Source organism: Sphingomonas sp. RS2018 (genome assembly GCF_054489605.1).
Map to the genome: position 1 here is coordinate 44,736 of NZ_JBTMWL010000004.1, position 19,162 is coordinate 63,897.

Sequence of the window (19,162 nt, forward strand, 5' to 3'; positions counted from 1 at the left end):
GATCGCTCTCCTTACCGGTCGAGGATGGGCAGGAATCCGCCCCAGAACATGCGCTTGCCGTCGAACGGTTGCTCACCCTCGGGCTGCATCCGCTCGTCGGCCATCACCTTCGCCCAACCGGCGTCGCGCGTCGCGCGGTCGGGCCATTCGATCCAGGAGAAGACGACGTTCTCGTCACCTTCCGCCTGCACCGATCGCCGATAGTCGGTGACTTTTCCTTCCGGCACGTCGTCGCCCCAGCCCTCGACGATCCGCACCGCGCCATATTCGCGAAAGATCGGCGCGGCCTTCGTCGCCATCGCCAGATAGGCGTCGCGCTTCTCCGGTTTCACCGGCGCGATGAAGCCATCGATATAACCGCCCCGGTCCGATCCCTCGTCGACGATCGAATCGAACCCGCCATAGATCATGCGACTTCCGTCGAAGGGCATGTCCTTCGCCATCTCCTCCATCCGCGGATCGGCCATCATCTTCGCGTTCGCGGCATCGCGCGCGGTCTTGTCGGGATATTCGAACCAACTGAAGACGATGGTCTCGCCCTCATTCTTCTGTACGGCGCGCGCGAAGTCGGTGACCTTGCCCTCGGGAATATCGTCGCCCCAGGTCTCGACCATGCGGCGGACGCCGAATTCCTCGAACAGCGCCCGCGCGGCTTCGGCATGGGCGAGATACGCGTCCTTCTTCGCCGTCGGTACGGGCGTGATGAAGCCTTCGATATAGGTCATGCCGTCTCTCCTTCGTGCTGCTTCTGTTTGGCGAGCCAGTCGGCAAAGCCGGGCGGCGGCGATCCGGTGAAGCCCGCCATCTGCGCCTCCAGCGCCCGCCCGAACGCCGGCCGCGCGGTGCCACGCTCCACATAGGCGATAAGCGTTGGATGTTTCGCCAGCATGTCGCTGCCATCGATGATCCGCAGCACCGCGACCGTCAGCAGATCGCCCGCGGTGAAGTCGCCGCCGTCGAGCCACTCGCGCTCGCCCAGCCGCCGCGCCAGTTCGCCCAGCCGCTCGTCGATCCGCGCCGCGATGGCGGGCAGTCGCGGCTTCGACCAGGGCTTGCCTGCCTCGAAGATCGTCGCGATCGAATGATCCATGATCGGCGGCTCCAGCGTATTGAGCGCCGCGAACATCCACTCGACCGCCCGCGCCCGCGCCGCCGGATCGGCCGGCAGCAGACCGCCGAACCGCTCGGCGATGTGGAATACGATGGCACCCGATTCGAAGAGCGTCAGGTCGCCCTCCTCATAGGTCGGCACCTGACCGAACGGCTGGCGCATGCGGTGCGGATCGGCCTTTTGCGCGCCCTGCGGCAGATAGCGGACGTCATAGCGTTGCCCGACTTCCTCCAGCGCCCAGCGCACGCGCAGGTCGCGGACCTGCCCCTTCGCGAAATCGGGTACCCAGTCGAATGCGGTGATGGTGATCGTCATCACATCCTCTCCTTCAGGCGATCGGCGCGTGGCAGGCGATGGCCAGTGCCGTCACGACGAACGCGACGACTCCGAAGCCGACGCTGCGCCGCGCGCTCATCATGCGTCTGCGGGTGCGTCGGCTGCAAACGCCGTCTTCGCCGCGTCCATGTCCATGAAGAACGGACCCCAGCCGTGGCCGTCCGGATCCTCGAAAGCGCGGCTGTACATGTAGCCTTCGTCTTCCGGATCATGCGCCTCGCGCCCGCCCGCCGCGATCGCCGCATCGGTGATCGTGTCGACCTCCGCCCGGCTGTCGAAGGCGAGGGCCAGCAGCACGCCGGTTTCGCTGTGCGCGTCGATGATCCGCTTGGGCGTGAAGGTCACATAGAACGTCGTGTCGAGCAGCATCACCGCAATTCCATCGGACCAGGTCATCGCCGACGCCTGTTCGTTGGAGAACATGTCGTTCTTCTCGAATCCCAGCGCCTGATAGAAAGCGGTCGAGCGGGCCACGTCGGTGACGGGCAGATTGACGAAGATCTCTTTCGGCATGTCGGTCTCTCCTCGGCTTCAATTGCGAATCATCGTTTGCCTTGGATGCGCTCGCGAGTTATTAAAAGCAACCATGGAGTCAGAAAAGATAACTAAAGAGGGGAAGCGTTGGTACGACGATGCCTGCGGCACCGCGATGGCGCTCGAATTCGTCGGCGAACGCTGGTCGCTGCTGATCCTGCGCGAGATGATGTTCGGCGGCCGCCGCTTCGGCGAACTGCGCGCCAACCTGCCCGGTATCAGCGCGAACATCCTGACGCAGCGGCTGGAGGGGCTCGAGGCGAACGGGATGGTGACGAAGCGGCGCCTGCCCTCCCCCGTCAACGCGCAGGTCTACGAGCTCACACCCTGGGGCTACGAGATCGAACCGATGCTGCAGACGATGGGCCGCTGGGCGACGCGGTCGCGCCGGCACGATCCGACGCTGTTCTTCTCGCCCGCCTCGGCGATGCTCTCGCTGCGGACGATGCTGCCGCACGACCGCGACGTCCCCGACATGCGGATCGCCTTCCGCTTTCCGGATGATGCGTTCGCCGCCTCGCTGACCCCGGCCGGACTCGACGTCGTGCGCGGGGAATTGGACGACGCCGACATGACCTTCACCTGCGCGCCCTCGACGCTCGCTGCGATCGTCTACGTCAAATGGCCGCTCGGGGAGGCGGAGGCGGCAGGCGCGCTGACGTTCAGCGGCGACCGCACGCTGGCGCAGCGCTTCATCGACCTTTTCGCGCTGCCCGAGCAGATCGCCGATTGAACCGGCGCGGGCGGTTCCTCTAAAGCGACCGCATGACCGATACCGCGATCCAGCCAGACAGCCGCGACACGACCATCCTCGACGCACCCGACCAGACGAAGTCGGTGCGCGACGTGTTCGGCATCGACATCGATATGGAGGTGCCGTCGTTCAGCGTCGCCGACGAACGCGTGCCGGACCTCGATCCCGCCTATGTGTTCGACGCCGACACGACGCTCGCGATCCTGGCTGGCTTCGCGTTCAACCGCCGCGTGATGGTGCAGGGCTATCACGGCACCGGCAAGTCGACGCACATCGAACAGGTCGCCGCCCGCCTCAACTGGCCATGCATCCGCATCAACCTCGACGCGCACATCAGCCGCATCGATCTGATCGGCCGCGACGCGATCGTGCTGAAGGACGGTCAGCAGATCACCGAATTCCGCGAGGGCCTGCTCCCCTGGGCGCTCCAGACGCCGACCGCGCTCGTTTTCGACGAATATGACGCCGGCCGCCCGGACGTGATGTTCGTGATCCAGCGCGTGCTGGAAACGGAGGGCAAGCTGACATTGCTCGACCAGAACCGCGTGATCCGGCCGAACCCGTTCTTCCGCCTGTTCGCCACCGCCAACACCGTCGGTCTGGGCGACACCTCCGGCCTGTATCACGGCACGCAGCAGATCAACCAGGGTCAGATGGACCGCTGGAACATCGTCGTTACGCTCAACTACCTGCCCGCCGCGACCGAGGCGCGGATCGTGCTCGCCAAGTCGGGCGACTACGACAAGCCCGGCGGCAAGGATCTGGTCGAGAACATGGTGCGCGTCGCCGAACTGACCCGGCGCGGGTTCATCAACGGTGACATCTCGACCGTGATGAGCCCGCGCACCGTTATCACCTGGGCGCAGAATGCCGAGATCTTCAAGGACGTCGGCTTTGCCTTCCGCCTGTCGTTCCTGAACAAGTGCGACGAAGCGGAGCGTGCGCTTGTTGCCGAGTACTACCAGCGTGTGTTCGGCAAGGATCTGCCCGAGAGCGTGGTGGCGAAGGCATGACCTTTTTTCCCCTCCCTGGACAAGGGAGGAGTGTCAGGTCGGTCAAGCCCCCGGCTTGACCTAAACAGCGCGGGGCGCTGTTTACCTGACACTGGGGGTGGGTCGGCCCGAGGGTGGGCGAAGCGTTCGCTTCATACCCACCCACCCCCGACCCCTCCCTTCACAAGGGAGGAGAGAAGATCGCATGACCGAAGCCGACTTCATCGCCCGCCTGCGCATCCTCCCGCTGCACCCCGGCGCGCTCGACCTGCGCGACGATGCGGCGCGGCTCGGCGAGCTCGTCCTCACTACCGACATGATCGTCGAGGGCATCCACTTCCTCGCCACCGATCCTGCCGCCGATGTCGCGTGGAAACTGGTCGCCACCAACCTGTCCGATTTGGCGGCGAAGGGCGCAGTGCCGGAGGGGGTGCTGCTCGGCTATCCGCTCCGCGACGATGCGTGGGATGCCGCCTTCCTCGATGGTCTGGGCGAAGTTCTGCGCGCCTTCGACTGCCCGCTGCTCGGCGGCGACACCGTCTCGGGCGGGCGCAGCTTCGCGCTGACCGCGATCGGACGCGCCGCCGTCTCACCGACCCGCAGCGGCGCCCGGGCCGGCGAAGCGCTGTGGGTGACCGGCACGATCGGCGACGCCGGTGCCGGGCTGGCCATCGCGCAAGGGGCCAAGGGACCGGGCAAACTGCTCGCGCGCTATCGCCGACCGACGCCCCGGCTGGCGGAAGGCGTCGCGCTCGCCCCCCATGTCACCGCGATGATGGACGTGTCGGACGGCCTGCTGATCGACGCACAGCGGCTGGCGGCCGCCAGCGGATGCGGGGTCATGATCGCGCTCGACGCGGTGCCGTTGTCCGACGCCTATCGCGGATGGGGCGGCGACGCGCTGGCCGCCGCGACCGCCGGCGACGATTACGAACTGCTCTTCACCCTCCCCGCCCATGACATTCCGCCCGTTCCGGCGACGCGTATCGGCGAAATGCAATCCGGTGCCGACCTCTCGCTCACCGACCACCGCCGCCCTCTCCCCCTCCCCGCCTCACTCGGCTGGCAGCACGACTGATTGCCACGCCGCTTGCGTTTTCGCAGGGGTTCCATAGGCTCGCCATGTTCCGCGGACCCGACCGGCAGCGTCGGGCCGCCTCGCAAGACAGACATTGCTCGGGGAGAGGCAGGACATGACCATCATTTATCTGGCCATCGCGTGCGGCATCGTGGCCGTACTCTATGGTGCGCTGACGAGTATGCAGGTGTTGCGCGCGCCCGCCGGCGACGCGAAGATGCAGGATATCGCCGCCGCGATCCAGGAGGGGGCGAAGGCCTATCTGGGCCGCCAGTACACCACCATCGCGGTCGTCGGCGTCGTCGTCGCGTTCATCCTCTACTTCGCGCTCGGCACGGTCTCACTGGTCGGCTTCCTCATCGGGGCCGTGCTGTCGGGCGTGGCCGGTTATGTCGGCATGAACATCTCGGTCCGCGCCAACGTCCGTACCGCCGAGGCGGCACGCACCTCCCTGCAAGGCGGCCTGACCCTCGCCTTCCGCTCCGGCGCCATCACCGGCATGCTGGTCGCTGGGCTCGGCCTGCTCTCGATCGCCGGCATCTTCGGCTATCTTGTCGGTCCCGCTGGCCTTGCCCCCAACGATCGCGAGATCGTCGAGGCGCTGACGGCGCTGGCGTTCGGCGCATCGCTCATCTCGATCTTCGCGCGACTGGGCGGCGGCATCTTCACCAAGGCGGCCGACGTCGGCGCCGATCTGGTCGGCAAGGTCGAGGCCGGGATTCCGGAGGACGATCCCCGCAACCCCGCGGTCATCGCCGACAATGTGGGCGACAATGTCGGTGACTGCGCCGGCATGGCCGCAGACTTGTTCGAGACATATGTCGTCACCATCGGCCTGACGATGGTATCGATCGCCCTGCTGGTAAAAGCATCCTCCGCCGACCTCCTCGCGCTGATGAGCCTGCCGCTGCTCGTCGGCGGCGCGTGCATCATCACCTCGATCATCGGCACCTATTTCGTGCGGCTGGGATCGAAGGGTTCGATCATGGGCGCGCTGTACAAAGGATTCTGGGTCACTGTCGCGCTGTCCGCGATCGCGATCTATTTCGTCAGCGGCTATGTGCTGGGCGACCTCAACGCCACGATCGGCGGCGCGGGCTTCCTCGAAAGCGCGACCGACACGCTGACGACCGAAGCCGTGCTGGGCGCTGAAGCCGTGCCGGGACAGAGCTTCACCGGCATGGACCTCGTCTGGTGCATGATGATCGGGCTGGTCGTCACCGGCTTGCTGGTGTGGATCACCGAATATTACACCGGCACAAGCTATCGACCGGTGAAGTCGATCGCCAAGGCGTCGGAAACCGGCCACGGCACCAACGTCATTCAGGGGCTGGCGATCAGCCTGGAATCGACCGCACTGCCGACGCTCGTCATCGTCGTCGCGGTGATCGCGACCTATCAGCTCGCCGGGATCATCGGCGTCGCCTTCGCGGCGACATCGCTGCTGGCGCTGGCCGGGATGGTCGTGGCGCTCGACGCCTATGGCCCCGTCACCGACAATGCCGGCGGCATCGCCGAGATGGCGGGATTGCCCGACGAGGTACGGCATCGCACCGACGCGCTCGACGCGGTCGGCAATACGACGAAGGCGGTGACGAAGGGCTATGCGATCGGCTCCGCGGCGCTCGCGGCGCTGGTGCTGTTCGGGGCGTATACGACCGACCTGAAGGAGTTCTTCCCGACCGTCACCGTGGATTTCTCGCTCAGCAATCCTTACGTCATCGTCGGGCTGCTGCTCGGCGCGCTGCTGCCCTATCTGTTCGGCGCGTTCGGCATGACCGCGGTCGGCCGCGCCGCGGGCAGCGTGGTGCAGGACGTGCGCGACCAGTTCCGCGACGATCCGGGCATTATGGCCGGCACCAGCCGTCCCAACTACGCTCGCACCGTCGACATCGTGACGCGCGCGGCGATCAAGGAGATGATAATCCCGTCGCTGCTCCCGGTGGTGTCGCCGATCGCGGTCTACTTCATCGTCACCGCGGTCGCCGGCCAGGGTCAGGGCTTCGCATCGCTTGGTGCGATGCTGCTCGGCGTGATCGTCTCCGGCCTGTTCGTCGCCATCTCGATGACCAGCGGCGGCGGCGCGTGGGACAATGCCAAGAAGTACATCGAGGACGGTAACCACGGCGGCAAGGGCAGCGAGGCGCACAAGGCCGCGGTGACCGGCGACACCGTGGGCGATCCGTACAAGGACACGGCGGGCCCGGCCGTGAACCCGATGATAAAGATCACCAACATCGTCGCGCTGCTACTGCTGGCAGCACTCGCGGGCGGGGCTGGATGATCCCGACCAGCCGGCCGGCGCTTGATGCCGGCCGGCTGGTCCTCATTCCCCGATGCAAAGCGGCGACCGGTTCGCCATGATACACGGTCGGCTGAAACGTCATACCAATCCCGTTGATCGTCAGCGGTCGCCGACCTAGCATCTCTTCAGATCGTGCAAGGGGGATGCACAGTGGATCGCATGAAGCTTTTGGTTCTCGCCATCGTCGGTCTCTCGGCCGCCGCGGCAACCACCGCACAGACGCCTGCGCCGGTTCAGCCGGCCTCGGGCCGTCCGATCGAGCAATTCGCCGAATTGCCGGCGCTGGTCGGTCCCAAACTCTCGCCCGACGGCAAGCGCTTTGCGGCTCAGGTCGCCGTGAAAGGCAAGCTCTACCTCGCGATCCTGTCGGTCGACGGCGCTGCGCCCCCGCGACTGATCGCGACTGGAAACAACGACCTCAATTGGTGGCGTTGGGTCAACGACGACTGGCTGGTCGCCGGAACGGGCGGCAAAGTGCCGGTACCGACCGCGGGCGAATGGTATATCCGTCGCGCGGTCGGCGTAGGCGTGCAGGACGGCAAGATCGTGCCCCTCGTCACCCGCAACGCCGCACAGGGCGCGGACGACGTGATTTGGACCGCGCGCGACGGTTCGTCGCGCATCCTGCTTGCCTATCAGACCTCGATCTTCACCGAGGACGCCGGCTTCTGGCCGCAAGTGGACGAGGTCGATGTCGCGACGGGCAAGTCCAAGCGTGTGGTGAACCCGGAACAAGGCGTGATGAGCTGGATCGCCGATGGCAAGGGCGTCGTCCGCATGGGCATCGGACGGTCGCTCGACGGCCGCCAGACGCGCGTCCTCTATCGCAACGCCGCCAACGCGGACTTCAAGACAATCGTGAAGGCCCGGACCAACCGCGACAGTTACACCGTCCCGGCGATGTTCCTGGCCGAACCCGGCAAGGCGCTGGCGATGGCCGACGATGCCGACGGCTTCAGCGGCCTCTACGAATACGACCTCACCAAGCTGGAGCTCGGCAAGCGTCTCTACGGCAGCAAGGGGTTCGACCTCGGCGGCTACGTCGAGAACGATGCCGGCGATGCGCTGGCGGGCGTCGTCTATCGTGACGACAGCGCACGCACCGAATGGATCGATCCCGATCTGATCGCCATGCAGGCCGAGGTGCAAGGCTTTGTGAAGAACGGGCAGGTCGCCATCCTCAACTTCAGCCGCGACCACGGCCGAGCGATCGTCGACATCGGGGCGGCCAATTCGCCGGGCGCTTATTTCCTCTACGATCGCGCCAGCAAGGACATGCGGTTGCTCGCCTATGCCAACAGCGCGATCCGCAGCGCGCGGCTGAACCCGGTCAGGACGATCCGCTACAAGGCGCGCGACGGGCTGGAGATCGCCGCGGTGCTGACCCTGCCGCGCGGCAAGTCGACGAGCCTGCCGCTGATCGTCATGCCCCACGGTGGCCCCTTTGCGCGTGACAGCGAGGATTGGGACTGGTGGACCCAGTATCTCGCCGAGCGCGGCTATGCCGTCGTGCAGCCGAATTATCGCGGGTCGTCCGGCTACGGCACCAACTTCACGTTGAAGGGTCAGGGCCAATGGGGTCTCGCGATGCAGGACGACCTGAACGACGCGATCGCACAGCTGGCAAAGGACGGGATCGTCGATCCCAAGCGAGTCTGCATCATCGGCGCCTCCTATGGCGGATATGCCGCGATGCGCGCGGCACAGCGCGATCCGACCGTCTATCGGTGTGCAGTGTCCTATGCCGGCGTGTCCGATCTCGCACGGCTGAGGCGTTATGACTCGCAGTTCCTGAATTCCGGCGCGCGCAGCGACTGGCTGAAAATGCAGGCAACCGATTTCCGCGCGGTGTCTCCGATCGCCACGCCCGAGAAGTCGGCAATTCCGCTGCTGCTGGTCCACGGCAAGGCGGACACCGTCGTGCCGATCGCCCAGTCGCGCGAAATGGCCGAACGGCTGCGCGAAACGCGGCGCGACGTCACCTATATCGAACAGCCGCTGGGCGACCATCATTTCACGCGCAGCGAGGACCGGCTGGAGTTTCTGCGCGCGCTGCAGACGTTCCTCGACAAGCATAATCCAGCCTGAGGCGGCCGCCCTTCCCTTTTCCGCGCTTGCGGAGTAAGGGCGCGGCCTGCTTTTATTCCAGAATTCACAAGAGGTTTTTGTTTGGCCAAGGAAGAACTGCTCGAAATGCGCGGCCAGGTGGTCGAGCTTCTGCCCAACGCGATGTTCCGCGTGCGGCTGGAGAACGATCACGAGATTCTCGGCCACACCGCAGGCAAGATGCGCAAGAACCGCATCCGCGTCCTCGTCGGCGACGAGGTGCTGGTCGAGCTGACTCCGTACGACCTGACCAAGGGCCGCATCACCTATCGCTTCATGCCGGGCCGCGGCGGCCCGGGGCCGCAATAAGCGCGCCTGATACCGGCGAGTCTGCGATCTCCGCGCCGTCGCTCGTCCTCGCATCGACGTCACCGCGCCGGCTGGAACTGCTCGCGCGGATCGGCGTCGTGCCGGCGCGCATCGCTGCGCCCGATGTCGACGAGACCCCGCTGAAGGGCGAGCCACCCGTCGACTATGTCGTCCGACTCGCCGAGGTGAAGGCGCGGGCGGTGCCGCGCGGGCCGCAGGAGATCGTGCTGGCCGGCGATACCACCGTCGCGGTCGGCCGCCGCATCCTGGAGAAGCCGATCGACGAGGGCGATCTGCGCCGCATGCTCGCGCTGCTGTCCGGGCGGCGGCACCGCTGCATCTCGGGCGTCTGCGTGATCGACCGCGAGGGGCGTGTGCGGCTGCGCTCGGCGACCACTATCGTTGCATTCAAGCGGCTGAGCGATGCCGAGATCGACGGCTATGTCGCCAGCGGCGAGGGGATGGGCAAGGCCGGCGGCTATGCCATCCAGGGTCGGGCCGAGGCCTTCGTCCGCTTCCTGTCGGGCAGCCATTCGGCCGTCGTCGGCCTGCCGCTGTTCGAAACCCGCGCGCTGCTGGCGGCCAGTGGGGTTGCGCTTGACTGATCGCTGGGTCGTCGAGGCGGGGCTCGGTGAGACCCGCGCCGCGCTGATCGAAGATGGCCGCGTCGTCGAAGCGCGCATCCTGCCGGACGGTGAGCTGGTTGCCGGGACGCGGCTCGAAGCCCGCCTGATCGCCCGCATGCCCGAACGCAATCAAGGGATCGCCGCTTGGGCCGATGGCGAAGCGCTGGTCTCTCTCCTGCCCGCCGGCGTCACGCAGGGAGCGACGTTCGCGCTGGAAATCGTCCGCCCGGCGCTGCCCGAAGTCGGCAAGCCCAAGCGGGCGCTGGCCCGCCCCGCCCGCGCCGACGCACCGCTGCCCGATGCGCTGCCCGCCGGCCGCGTGTTGCGCGCGACCGACGCGGATGTGTTGGAGGCAGCGGGCTGGTCCGAACTGCTGGAGGAAGCGGCGAGCCGGACCGTCGCCTTCAGCGGCGGGGCATTGTCGTTCCACGCTACCCCGGCCATGACGTTGATCGACGTCGATGGCTGGGCGAACGCCGACACGCTGGCCGTCGAGGGCGCGCGTGCCGCCGCGCAGGCGATTCGGCGGCTCGATATCGGCGGATCGATCGGCATCGACCTGCCGACCGCGGCCGGCAAGGTGGCCCGGCAGGCGGCGGCTGCCGCCATCGACGATGTCCTGCCCCAGCCGTTCGAGCGGACCGCCGTCAACGGCTTCGGCTTCGTCCAGATCGTGCGCCCGCGCCGCCGCCGGTCGGTGGTCGAGGTCTTTGCAGGTGACGGTGCGCTCGCTCATGCCCGCGCGCTGCTGCGCCGGGCGGAGCGCGACCGCGGCACCGGCGAGCGGACGCTGACCGCGCACCCGGCCGTCCTAGCCGCGATCGATCCGGCCTGGATCGCGGCGCTGTCGACGACGCTCGGTGCGCCGGTCGCCTTGCGGGGCGACCCCGCGCTCGCCATATCCGGCGGCCATGTCCAGGCCCGCTTCGCGTAATCTCTGCCCGCTCTGCAAGGCGCCGGCATCCCCCGCTCACCACCCGTTCTGCGGCCAGGGCTGTCGCGATCGCGACCTGCTGCAATGGCTGGGCGAAGGTTATCGCGTTCCCGGCCCGCCGGTCGACCCGCAGGGGCTGGACAGCCTCGAAACCCACGACTAAAGGCAGCGCTCTTTCGCGGCCATGTCGCTGCGGATGCCCGGGTAGCTCAGTTGGTAGAGCATGCGACTGAAAATCGCAGTGTCGGCGGTTCGACCCCGTCCCCGGGCACCATTTCCCCCTTTTCGATGACCGATCCCGCCCTCCCTTTCCGCGTCGTGGCGCTGTACCGTTTCACGCCGCTGGACGTCGTCGCCGTGCGCCCGCCGCTGCTGGCGCTGTGCGAGGCGGAGGGCGTCTGCGGCACGCTGCTGCTGGCGCCGGAGGGAATCAATGGCACCATCGCCGGTGACGACGGCGCGATCGACGCAGTGCTGGCGCACATCTGCGCGCTGCCGGGGTGCGACGATCTGGAGGTCCGCGAATCGCGCTGCGCGGAGCGGCCGTTCCACCGGATGAAGGTGCGGCCGAAGCGTGAGATCGTGACGATGGGCGAGCCGACCATCGATCCGACCGCGACCGGTGCCTATGTCCTGCCTGCCGACTGGAACGCGCTGATCACCGATCCGGCGACGGTCGTCGTCGATACGCGCAACGATTATGAGGTCGCGATCGGCAGCTTCGACGGGGCGATCGACCCGGCGACGCCAAGCTTCCGCGACTTCCCGGCCTGGTTCCGCGCCAACCGGGAGCAGCTGGAGGGGAAGACGGTCGCGATGTTCTGCACCGGCGGCATCCGTTGCGAGAAGGCGACCGCGCTGCTGAAGGCGGAAGGAATCGCCGACGTCCGCCACCTGAAGGGCGGCATCCTCGGCTATCTGGAGAGCGTGCCGCCGGCGGAGAGCCTGTGGCACGGCGAATGCTTCGTGTTCGACGAGCGCGTCGCGGTCGGCCACGGCCTGACGCAGGGCAGCCACAGCCTGTGTCACGGGTGCCGCATGCCGGTCAGCCCGGAGCAGCGCGCCTCGCCGCACTATGTCGAAGGCGTCAGCTGCCCCGCCTGCCACAACGCGCGCGATGCGGAAACGCAGGCGCGCTATGCCGAACGCGCGCGGCAGGTGAAGCTGGCCGAAGCGCGCGGCGAGCGGCATGTCGGCGCGCGCTATCCGAACGATTGAGCGGCGGGTTCAAGGAGCGGCGTGGCTTCAAGCACGCGCCGTCGATGTAGGACAGCCCGCGGACACCGCGTCAGACGGTGAAGCTTTCCCCGCAGCCGCACGCACCCTTCGCGTTCGGATTGGCGAAGACGAAGCCGGCGGTGAAATCGTCCTCCACCCAGTCCATCGTCGATCCGATGAGGTAGAGCACCGATGCGCCGTCGACGTAGAACATGCCGCCGGGCGTCGCGATCGCCTCGTCGAACGGTGCGGCTTCGCTGACATAGTCGACCGAGTAGGCGAGGCCCGAACAGCCGCGGCGCGGGGTCGAGAGTTTGACGCCGACAGTCCCTTCCGGCGCCTTCGCCATCAGGTCGGCGATGCGCCGTTCGGCACCCTCGGTCAGCGTCAGCGCTGCGGGACGTGTGCGAAGTGTCGTTGCCATCACCAAATTCCCAAACTCGATCGAAGTACCACTTCGATCGAAACCGTCATAGCATGCCCAGTTCGAGCTTCGCTTCGTCCGACATCTTGGACGGATCCCACGGCGGATCCCAGACGAGATTGACGTCCACCGTGCCGACGCCGGGCACCGCGCCGACGCGCAGTTCGACCTCGGCGGGCATCGATTCGGCGACCGGGCAGTGCGGCGTGGTCAGCGTCATCATGACCACCGCATGGCCGTCATCGCCGACCTCCACGCCGTAGATCAGGCCGAGTTCGTAGATGTTGACCGGGATCTCGGGGTCGAAGATGTCCTTCAGCGCCGCGATGATGCCTTCATACACCTCGCCGCCCGGCTCGCCCGGCGCCAGCCCCTGCGGCTTCTGCGCGAGGAAGCCCGACAGATAGTCGCGCTCGCGCGGTGCCTCGACCGCGTCCTCGACGCGGGCCTTCGGCGGTGCCGTCACCGCGTCCACTTCCTGGGTGGCGAACCGATCGCTCATCCGAAAATCCTCGTTACCCGCTCGATCCCCTTCGCCAGCGCGGCGACGTCGTCGAGACTGTTGTACACGCCGAAGCTGGCGCGCGCGGTCGCCGGCACGCCCAGCCGGTCCATCAGCGGCTGCGCGCAATGGTGACCGGCGCGAATCGCCACCCGGCTTTCGTCCAAGATGGTGCCGATGTCGTGTGGATGCACCCCCTCCACCGCGAAACTGACGATGCCGGCGCTGTCGTCGGGGCCATAGAGGGTGACCGAGTTGATCTGCGACAGCGCATCGCGTGCGGCGGTCACCAGCGCGGTTTCATGCGCATGGATCGCGTCGAGCCCCAGCCCATCCACGTAATCGATCGCGGCATGGAGGCCGACGACGCCGACGATATGCGGCGTCCCCGCCTCGAACCGCGTCGGTATGGGCGCGTAGGTCGTCTTCTCGAAGGTCACGCGGTCGATCATCGACCCGCCGCCCTGCCACGGCGGCATCGCGTCGAGCAGCGCGTGACGCGCCCACAGCACGCCGATGCCGGTCGGGCCGTAGAGCTTGTGCCCCGAGAAGACGTAGAAGTCGCAACCCGACGCCGCCACATCGACCGGCAGCCGCGCCACCGCCTGGCAGCCGTCGACCAGCAGCTTCGCACCGACCGCGTGAGCGAGGGTCGCGGCGCGGCGGATATCGAGGACAGAGCCGAGCACGTTCGAGACGTGCGACAGCGCGACCAGCTTGTGCGCCGGGGTCAGCATCGCCTCCACCGCATCGAGATCGATACGGTGATCGTCGGTCAGCGGGGCAACGTCGATGTGCGCGCCGACCCGCTCCGCCACCATCTGCCACGGCACGATGTTCGAATGATGCTCGAGCGCGGAGAGCAGGATGCGGTCGCCGGCCCGAAGCTGACTGCCGGCCCAGCTCTGCGCGACGAGGTTGATCCCCTCGGTCGCGCCACGGACGAAGACGACCTCCTCCTCGCGCCCGCCGATGAAGGCGGCGACGCGGCGGCGGGCGGCCTCGTACGCCAGCGTCATGTCGGCCGAACGTTGATAGACGCCGCGATGCACCGTCGCATAATCCTGCCCATAGGCGCGGGTGATCGCGTCGATCACGGCTTGCGGCTTCTGCGCGGTGGCGGCGGTGTCGAGATACGCCCAGCCGGCGGGAATCGCCGGGAAGTCGGCCAGCGTGTCGAGCGGGCGGGCGTCGGCGCGACTCATGCGCGGCCTCCGAAGGTGGCGAAGGTTCCGGGAAAACGACGCATCTCGGAACCTTCGGAGGGGTTAGTGGCGCATGCTGCGGGGGATACTGCGGAGCGCGATGCGTGGCATGGCGTGCGGTGTGGCAGATGGGGGGCGTGTAGGACAGCGCCCTTATCCTCCCCGGCACGGGGAGGGGGACCGCCGAAGGCGGTGGAGGGGGCGGGCCACGGGCGATGCGCTCGCGGCGCCCCCCCTCCACCACCGGCTGCGCCGACGGTCCCCCTCCCCGTGCCGGGGAGGATTGGTGCCGCATGCATCACAACGCGCGCTCCAGCCACGCATCGGCATCCGCCGCGAATGCCTCGCGCACCGCCTCGTCGCCGATCCGGTCGAGCGAGTCCGCGACGAACGCCTTCGTCATCAGCGCACGCGCGCGCGGCGGGGTGATGCCGCGGCTTTCCATGTAGAACAGCGCCTTGCGGTCGAGTTCGCCGACCGTGGCGCCGTGCGCGCATTTCACGTCGTCGGCGAAGATCTCCAGCTCGGGCTTCAGGTTCACCGTCGCGGTGCGGTTCAGCAGCAGGCCGCGCAGCGACTGTTCGCCGTCGGTCTTCTGCGCATCGCGCGCGACCTCGACCGCGGCGGCGAGGCTGACGGTCGACACGTCGGTGGCGACCGCGCGCCACGTCTGGTGGCTGGAGCCGCCGACCGAGGCGTGACGGACGCGCACGGCGCATTCCTGGCGCTGGCGCTCGCGGGTCAGCAGCGCGCCGCCCATCTCGGCATAGCCGGCATCGCCCGTCACCGTGATCGCACCGTCGATGCGCGTGCCCATGCCGCCCGCACCGAGCAAGGTGGTGACGAGACTCGCGCCCTCGCCCACCTGCGCCTCGTCCCGCAACGACACGAAGCCGCCGTCGTGCAGGATGCGCACCGCGCGTTGCAGCCGCGCGGCTTTGGCGAGCTCGATCCGGGTCAGGCGGTTGGCCCAGCCGGTGCCGACATAGGTCTCGACGATGCTCGCCACCGCATCCTCGGCCAGGACGATGCTGGCGGGCAGGTGATTCTCCCCACCGGTCGAGACGTGGACGATCTGGATCAGCCCCTCCGCCTGTCCCGGGGCGAGCGTCAGCGACCAGCCGGTACCGGTCGCGCGGCTGCCGAGCGGGTGGTCGGTCGTGAGGTCGAGGGGGGCGATGGCCACGCGGCCGGGGGTGCTGGCCTGCGCGTCGAGGACGCCGTCGACAAAGACGAGGCGTGGGCCGAGGCTGTCGAGGAAAAAATAGCCCGGGTCGTCGAAGCTACCGCTGGCGGGAGTCGCGGCGGCGGCGGTCAGCGTGTCGAGATCGGACCAGCGCCACGCCTCTTCGCGACGCGTGGGGAGTGCGAGGGTGGCCATCATCACGACCCCTTTCGCCGAGCGGCGAGTTCGCCCGCCATGCGCGTGTGGATGCCGGTGAGGCATTCGGACAGTTCGGCGCCCAGCGCCGCCTGCATCACGCGGCGCGTGCCGGGCTGGATCGCGCGGTCGTTCGAGCCGGCGAGGCGCGACTGATATTGCGGCATGCACGTCTCGATCGCGGCGCAGCCGATCCGGTCGATCTCCGCGTCGCCGGTCGAGCGGCGGACGGTGCAGCTGCCGCCGTCGCGGACGACGCCGCGGAAGTTCTGAAGGCTGCGCACCATGGCGTCGGCCGGCATCGGCGTGCCCGCCGCCGCCTGCGCGAGGAGGAGGGCGAGGATCACGCGGTCTGGCCCTGCGCGATGTCGACATAGCCTTCGCGTTCCAGCTGGTGCGCGAGCTCCGCCCCGCCCGATCGCGTGATGCGGCCGTCGGCGAGGACGTGGACGAAGTCCGGCTTCACGTAATCGAGCAGCCGCTGGTAGTGGGTGATGAGCAGCACCGCCTTGTCCGCGCGCCGCATGATGCGGTTGATGCCGTCGCCGACGATGCGCAGCGCGTCGATGTCGAGGCCGGAGTCGGTTTCGTCCAGGATCGCGAACTTCGGGTCGATGATGCCCATCTGCACCATCTCGTTGCGCTTCTTCTCGCCGCCTGAGAAGCCGACGTTGACGGGGCGCTTCAGCATGTCCTGCGACAGGCCCAGGCCATCCGCCTGCGCGCGGGCGAGCTTCAGGAACTCGGCGCCCGACAGCGGCTTCTCGTCGCGCTGCGAACGCTGCGCGTTCAGCGCCTCGCGCAGGAACTGGACGTTGGAAACGCCGGGGATCTCGACCGGGTACTGGAAGCCGAGGAACACGCCCGCGGCGGCACGCTCGTGCGGTTCGAGTTCGAGCAGGTCCTGCCCGTCAAAGGTGACCGAGCCCTCGGTCACCTCATAGCCCGGCCGCCCGCCCAGCACATAGCCGAGCGTCGACTTGCCCGCGCCGTTCGGCCCCATGATCGCATGGACCTCACCCGCGTTCACGGTGAGGGACAGGCCCTTGAGGATTTCCTTGCCGTCGATCTCGGCGTGGAGGTTCTCGATTTTAAGCATCATTATCAACTCTACCAAACATACCTACGACGGGACGATGCTTGCGGCGATATTTTTCATACTCAAGCACGCCAAACGACGCCGCGAATTGCACAGGAGCGCAAATAACAAACAGCCACACCATCATCATGCTGTCATTTCGATTGAAATCGGTAGTTACCAAAACATAGATGACCATTTGAATTGGTATTGCGCAAACACATACAATATTTATAATAGCGCGCTTCTGCTTGCCGTCTCGTAACAAATTAAACATTACGTTGAGGATAATTATCTCAACGATGGCAGGGATAACGATAAAGAAAAATAGCAGACCTATCACCCCACGCTCCCCTCAAGACTGATCCCCAGCAGCTTCTGCGCCTCGACCGCGAATTCCATCGGCAGCTGTTGCAGCACTTCGCGCGCGAAGCCGTTGACGATCAGCGCGACCGCCGCCTCCGAATCCAGCCCGCGCGACATGGCGTAGAACATCTGGTCGTCGCTGATCTTGCTGGTCGTCGCCTCATGCTCGATCTGCGCGGAGGGGTTGCGGACCTCGATGTACGGCACGGTGTGGGCGCCGCACTGGTCGCCGAGCAGCAGCGAATCGCACTGGGTGAAGTTGCGCACGCCCTCCGCGCCCGGCGCGACGCGGACGAGGCCGCGGTAGGTGTTGTCGCTGCGGCCCGCGCTGATCCCCTTCGACACGATGGTCGATCGGCTGCCCTTGCCGTTGTGGATCATCTTCGTGCCGGTATCGGCCTGCTGGCGGTTGTTCGTCACCGCGACCGAATAGAATTCGCCGACACTGTCCTCGCCGTTCAACACGCAGCTCGGGTATTTCCACGTGACCGCGCTGCCGGTCTCGACCTGCGTCCACGCGACCTTCGATCGCTTGCCCTGACACAGCGCGCGCTTGGTGACGAAGTTGTAGATGCCGCCCTTGCCGTTCTCGTCACCGGGATACCAGTTCTGGACGGTCGAATATTTGATCTCGGCATCATCGAGTGCGACGAGTTCGACGACGGCGGCGTGGAGCTGATTCTCGTCGCGCATCGGGGCGGTGCAGCCCTCCAGATACGAGACGTACGACCCCTTGTCGGCAACGATCAGCGTGCGTTCGAACTGCCCGGTGTTCTCGGCATTGATGCGGAAATAGGTCGACAGCTCCATCGGGCAGCGCACGCCCTCCGGAATATAGACGAACGTCCCGTCGCTGAAGACCGCGCTGTTGAGCGTCGCGAAGTAATTGTCGTGCTGCGGCACGACCTTGCCCAGCCATTTGCGGACGAGGTCGGGATATTCGCGGATTGCCTCCGAGATCGAGCGGAAGATGACGCCCGCGGCCTCCAGCTCGGCACGGAAGGTGGTGGCGACCGACACGCTGTCGAACACCGCGTCCACCGCGACTTTCCGCGCGCCCTCGACGCCGGCGAGCATCTTCTGCTCCTCGATCGGGATGCCGAGCTTTTCGTAGACGCGCAGGATTTCGGGATCGACCTCGTCCAGCGACCCCAGCTTCGGCTTCGCCTTGGGCTCGGCATAATAATAGGCGTCCTGATAATCGATCGGATCGATGTTCAGCTTCGCCCAGTCCGGCGCGGTCATCGTCTGCCAGAGGCGGAATGCCTTCAGCCGCCAGTCGAGCATCCATTCGGGCTCGTTCTTCTTGGCGCTGATATAGCGGACCGTGTCCTCAGACAGGCCCTTGGGCGCGAACTCCTGCTCGATGTCCGAGCTGAAGCCCCATTCATAGGTCTTCGATACGGCCGCATAGGCCTCGGCGTTCTTGGTGGCCATTACACAGGCACTCCGGCGGAGAGGGTGGCGAGGCTGACGCCCGCCAGCGCGCCGCGAACGGCGCCGTTGACGTGGGACATGTGCGGACGGACGCGGCAGTTGCCCTCGACCGCGCAGTCATGGCGTTCGGTATCGACGCAGGTCGTGATCGCGATCGGCCCCTCGATCGCCTCGACGATGTCGGCGAGCGTGATCGACGCGGGCGGTCGCGACAGGCGAAAGCCGCCGCCGGTGCCGCGCGTGCTCTCGATCAGGCCGGCGGCGCTCAGCCGGCTGACCAGCTTCTGCACGGTCGGCAGCGGCAGGCCCGTCTCCTGCGCGATCAGCGTCGCGTTCAGTCGGCCGCTGACGCCACAGTGGCGCGCGGCGGCGCTGAGCATGACGACGGCATAATCGGCCTGGGCGGTGAGGCGCATATTGCGAACAATTCTCAAATCGGATGGATTCGATCCGATTGGCAAATGGG

At 67.0% G+C, this 19,162-nt stretch carries 22 protein-coding genes and 1 tRNA gene; 11 read left to right on the forward strand and 12 right to left on the reverse strand.

The features are described 5' to 3' along the window. Nucleotides 1-11: 11 nt before the first annotated feature. From ACX40P_RS12620 to ACX40P_RS12630, 3 genes are all read right to left on the reverse strand, one after another. The gene (locus tag ACX40P_RS12620; RefSeq protein ID WP_459126710.1) at nucleotides 12-725 is read right to left on the reverse strand and encodes a DUF1428 domain-containing protein; all 714 of its coding nucleotides are present in this window, start codon (nucleotides 723-725) and stop codon (nucleotides 12-14) included. Further along, on the reverse strand, nucleotides 722-1,426 hold the full coding sequence (locus tag ACX40P_RS12625) for a glutathione S-transferase family protein (protein WP_459126711.1): 705 nt from the start codon (nucleotides 1,424-1,426) through the stop codon (nucleotides 722-724). The genes ACX40P_RS12620 and ACX40P_RS12625 overlap by 4 nt, the downstream gene beginning before the upstream one ends. Nucleotides 1,427-1,525: 99 nt before the next feature. Continuing rightward, nucleotides 1,526-1,960, reverse strand: coding sequence for a VOC family protein (locus ACX40P_RS12630; RefSeq protein WP_459126712.1), 435 nt, complete (start codon nucleotides 1,958-1,960; stop codon nucleotides 1,526-1,528). A 73-nt stretch (nucleotides 1,961-2,033) separates the two neighbouring features. Between ACX40P_RS12630 and ACX40P_RS12635 the strand changes: the two genes are divergently transcribed. From ACX40P_RS12635 to trhO, 11 genes are all read left to right on the forward strand, one after another. After that, a complete protein-coding gene (locus tag ACX40P_RS12635) occupies nucleotides 2,034-2,714 on the forward strand; it encodes a winged helix-turn-helix transcriptional regulator (RefSeq protein ID WP_459126713.1) in 681 nt (226 codons plus the stop codon). A gap of 32 nt (nucleotides 2,715-2,746) precedes the next feature. Next, nucleotides 2,747-3,748, forward strand: a complete 1,002-nt coding sequence (gene cobS, locus ACX40P_RS12640; protein ID WP_459126714.1) for a cobaltochelatase subunit CobS — start codon at nucleotides 2,747-2,749, stop codon at nucleotides 3,746-3,748. A 184-nt stretch (nucleotides 3,749-3,932) separates the two neighbouring features. After that, nucleotides 3,933-4,805 carry a thiamine-phosphate kinase gene (gene thiL / locus ACX40P_RS12645; protein WP_459126715.1) on the forward strand — a complete coding sequence of 291 codons (873 nt, stop codon included), beginning with the start codon at nucleotides 3,933-3,935 and terminating at the stop codon, nucleotides 4,803-4,805. 115 nt (nucleotides 4,806-4,920) lie between these two features. Continuing rightward, on the forward strand, nucleotides 4,921-7,089 hold the full coding sequence (locus ACX40P_RS12650) for a sodium-translocating pyrophosphatase (RefSeq protein WP_459126716.1): 2,169 nt from the start codon (nucleotides 4,921-4,923) through the stop codon (nucleotides 7,087-7,089). A 180-nt stretch (nucleotides 7,090-7,269) separates the two neighbouring features. Continuing rightward, a complete protein-coding gene (locus tag ACX40P_RS12655; RefSeq protein WP_459126717.1) occupies nucleotides 7,270-9,198 on the forward strand; it encodes an alpha/beta hydrolase family protein in 1,929 nt (642 codons plus the stop codon). 81 nt (nucleotides 9,199-9,279) lie between these two features. Beyond that, entirely contained in the window at nucleotides 9,280-9,525 is a 246-nt protein-coding gene (gene infA, locus ACX40P_RS12660; protein ID WP_026325702.1) for a translation initiation factor IF-1, read from the forward strand. Nucleotides 9,526-9,551: 26 nt separating this feature from the next. Continuing rightward, on the forward strand, nucleotides 9,552-10,130 hold the full coding sequence (locus tag ACX40P_RS12665) for a Maf family protein (protein WP_459126919.1): 579 nt from the start codon (nucleotides 9,552-9,554) through the stop codon (nucleotides 10,128-10,130). After that, entirely contained in the window at nucleotides 10,123-11,085 is a 963-nt protein-coding gene (locus ACX40P_RS12670) for a ribonuclease (protein WP_459126718.1), read from the forward strand. The genes ACX40P_RS12665 and ACX40P_RS12670 overlap by 8 nt, the downstream gene beginning before the upstream one ends. Next, nucleotides 11,063-11,248 (forward strand): DNA gyrase inhibitor YacG, encoded by a 186-nt coding sequence (locus ACX40P_RS12675; RefSeq protein ID WP_459126719.1) that lies wholly within the window; start codon nucleotides 11,063-11,065, stop codon nucleotides 11,246-11,248. Before ACX40P_RS12670 ends, ACX40P_RS12675 begins: the two co-directional genes overlap by 23 nt. A gap of 35 nt (nucleotides 11,249-11,283) precedes the next feature. Continuing rightward, nucleotides 11,284-11,359, forward strand: a tRNA-Phe gene (locus ACX40P_RS12680). A 14-nt stretch (nucleotides 11,360-11,373) separates the two neighbouring features. Further along, nucleotides 11,374-12,303 (forward strand): oxygen-dependent tRNA uridine(34) hydroxylase TrhO, encoded by a 930-nt coding sequence (gene trhO / locus ACX40P_RS12685; RefSeq protein ID WP_459126720.1) that lies wholly within the window; start codon nucleotides 11,374-11,376, stop codon nucleotides 12,301-12,303. Between the two features lie 70 nt (nucleotides 12,304-12,373). Here trhO and ACX40P_RS12690 read toward each other — a convergent pair whose 3' ends face one another. From ACX40P_RS12690 to ACX40P_RS12730, 9 genes are all read right to left on the reverse strand, one after another. Continuing rightward, nucleotides 12,374-12,727 carry a HesB/IscA family protein gene (locus ACX40P_RS12690; protein ID WP_459126721.1) on the reverse strand — a complete coding sequence of 118 codons (354 nt, stop codon included), beginning with the start codon at nucleotides 12,725-12,727 and terminating at the stop codon, nucleotides 12,374-12,376. A 46-nt stretch (nucleotides 12,728-12,773) separates the two neighbouring features. After that, nucleotides 12,774-13,229: an SUF system Fe-S cluster assembly protein gene (locus ACX40P_RS12695; protein ID WP_459126722.1), complete on the reverse strand. Its 456-nt coding sequence runs from the start codon at nucleotides 13,227-13,229 to the stop codon at nucleotides 12,774-12,776. Continuing rightward, nucleotides 13,226-14,434: a cysteine desulfurase gene (locus ACX40P_RS12700; RefSeq protein WP_459126723.1), complete on the reverse strand. Its 1,209-nt coding sequence runs from the start codon at nucleotides 14,432-14,434 to the stop codon at nucleotides 13,226-13,228. Before ACX40P_RS12700 ends, ACX40P_RS12695 begins: the two co-directional genes overlap by 4 nt. Nucleotides 14,435-14,732: 298 nt before the next feature. Next, nucleotides 14,733-15,815 (reverse strand): SufD family Fe-S cluster assembly protein, encoded by a 1,083-nt coding sequence (locus ACX40P_RS12705; RefSeq protein WP_459126920.1) that lies wholly within the window; start codon nucleotides 15,813-15,815, stop codon nucleotides 14,733-14,735. A gap of 2 nt (nucleotides 15,816-15,817) precedes the next feature. After that, the gene (locus tag ACX40P_RS12710) at nucleotides 15,818-16,162 is read right to left on the reverse strand and encodes a hypothetical protein (protein WP_459126724.1); all 345 of its coding nucleotides are present in this window, start codon (nucleotides 16,160-16,162) and stop codon (nucleotides 15,818-15,820) included. Further along, nucleotides 16,159-16,914, reverse strand: a complete 756-nt coding sequence (gene sufC / locus ACX40P_RS12715; RefSeq protein WP_459126921.1) for a Fe-S cluster assembly ATPase SufC — start codon at nucleotides 16,912-16,914, stop codon at nucleotides 16,159-16,161. The genes ACX40P_RS12710 and sufC overlap by 4 nt, the downstream gene beginning before the upstream one ends. Beyond that, complete coding sequence (locus tag ACX40P_RS12720) at nucleotides 16,907-17,236, reverse strand: hypothetical protein (protein WP_459126725.1); 330 nt, start codon at nucleotides 17,234-17,236, stop codon at nucleotides 16,907-16,909. Before ACX40P_RS12720 ends, sufC begins: the two co-directional genes overlap by 8 nt. After that, nucleotides 17,233-18,696: a Fe-S cluster assembly protein SufB gene (gene sufB / locus ACX40P_RS12725; RefSeq protein ID WP_459126726.1), complete on the reverse strand. Its 1,464-nt coding sequence runs from the start codon at nucleotides 18,694-18,696 to the stop codon at nucleotides 17,233-17,235. Before sufB ends, ACX40P_RS12720 begins: the two co-directional genes overlap by 4 nt. Beyond that, nucleotides 18,696-19,112 carry an RrF2 family transcriptional regulator gene (locus tag ACX40P_RS12730; RefSeq protein ID WP_459126727.1) on the reverse strand — a complete coding sequence of 139 codons (417 nt, stop codon included), beginning with the start codon at nucleotides 19,110-19,112 and terminating at the stop codon, nucleotides 18,696-18,698. The genes sufB and ACX40P_RS12730 overlap by 1 nt, the downstream gene beginning before the upstream one ends. Between the last annotated feature and the right edge of the window lie 50 nt (nucleotides 19,113-19,162).

Coding starts and splice junctions, on each gene's coding strand:
- ACX40P_RS12620 (WP_459126710.1), bottom strand. CDS start 725: ATGACCTATATCGAAGGCTTCATCACGCCCGTACCGACGGCGAAGAAG.
- ACX40P_RS12625 (WP_459126711.1), bottom strand. CDS start 1,426: ATGACGATCACCATCACCGCATTCGACTGGGTACCCGATTTCGCGAAG.
- ACX40P_RS12630 (WP_459126712.1), bottom strand. CDS start 1,960: ATGCCGAAAGAGATCTTCGTCAATCTGCCCGTCACCGACGTGGCCCGC.
- ACX40P_RS12635 (WP_459126713.1), top strand. CDS start 2,034: ATGGAGTCAGAAAAGATAACTAAAGAGGGGAAGCGTTGGTACGACGAT.
- cobS (WP_459126714.1), top strand. CDS start 2,747: ATGACCGATACCGCGATCCAGCCAGACAGCCGCGACACGACCATCCTC.
- thiL (WP_459126715.1), top strand. CDS start 3,933: ATGACCGAAGCCGACTTCATCGCCCGCCTGCGCATCCTCCCGCTGCAC.
- ACX40P_RS12650 (WP_459126716.1), top strand. CDS start 4,921: ATGACCATCATTTATCTGGCCATCGCGTGCGGCATCGTGGCCGTACTC.
- ACX40P_RS12655 (WP_459126717.1), top strand. CDS start 7,270: ATGAAGCTTTTGGTTCTCGCCATCGTCGGTCTCTCGGCCGCCGCGGCA.
- ACX40P_RS12675 (WP_459126719.1), top strand. CDS start 11,063: ATGTCCAGGCCCGCTTCGCGTAATCTCTGCCCGCTCTGCAAGGCGCCG.
- trhO (WP_459126720.1), top strand. CDS start 11,374: ATGACCGATCCCGCCCTCCCTTTCCGCGTCGTGGCGCTGTACCGTTTC.
- ACX40P_RS12690 (WP_459126721.1), bottom strand. CDS start 12,727: ATGGCAACGACACTTCGCACACGTCCCGCAGCGCTGACGCTGACCGAG.
- ACX40P_RS12695 (WP_459126722.1), bottom strand. CDS start 13,229: ATGAGCGATCGGTTCGCCACCCAGGAAGTGGACGCGGTGACGGCACCG.
- ACX40P_RS12700 (WP_459126723.1), bottom strand. CDS start 14,434: ATGAGTCGCGCCGACGCCCGCCCGCTCGACACGCTGGCCGACTTCCCG.
- ACX40P_RS12705 (WP_459126920.1), bottom strand. CDS start 15,815: ATGGCCACCCTCGCACTCCCCACGCGTCGCGAAGAGGCGTGGCGCTGG.
- sufC (WP_459126921.1), bottom strand. CDS start 16,914: ATGCTTAAAATCGAGAACCTCCACGCCGAGATCGACGGCAAGGAAATC.
- sufB (WP_459126726.1), bottom strand. CDS start 18,696: ATGGCCACCAAGAACGCCGAGGCCTATGCGGCCGTATCGAAGACCTAT.
- ACX40P_RS12730 (WP_459126727.1), bottom strand. CDS start 19,112: ATGCGCCTCACCGCCCAGGCCGATTATGCCGTCGTCATGCTCAGCGCC.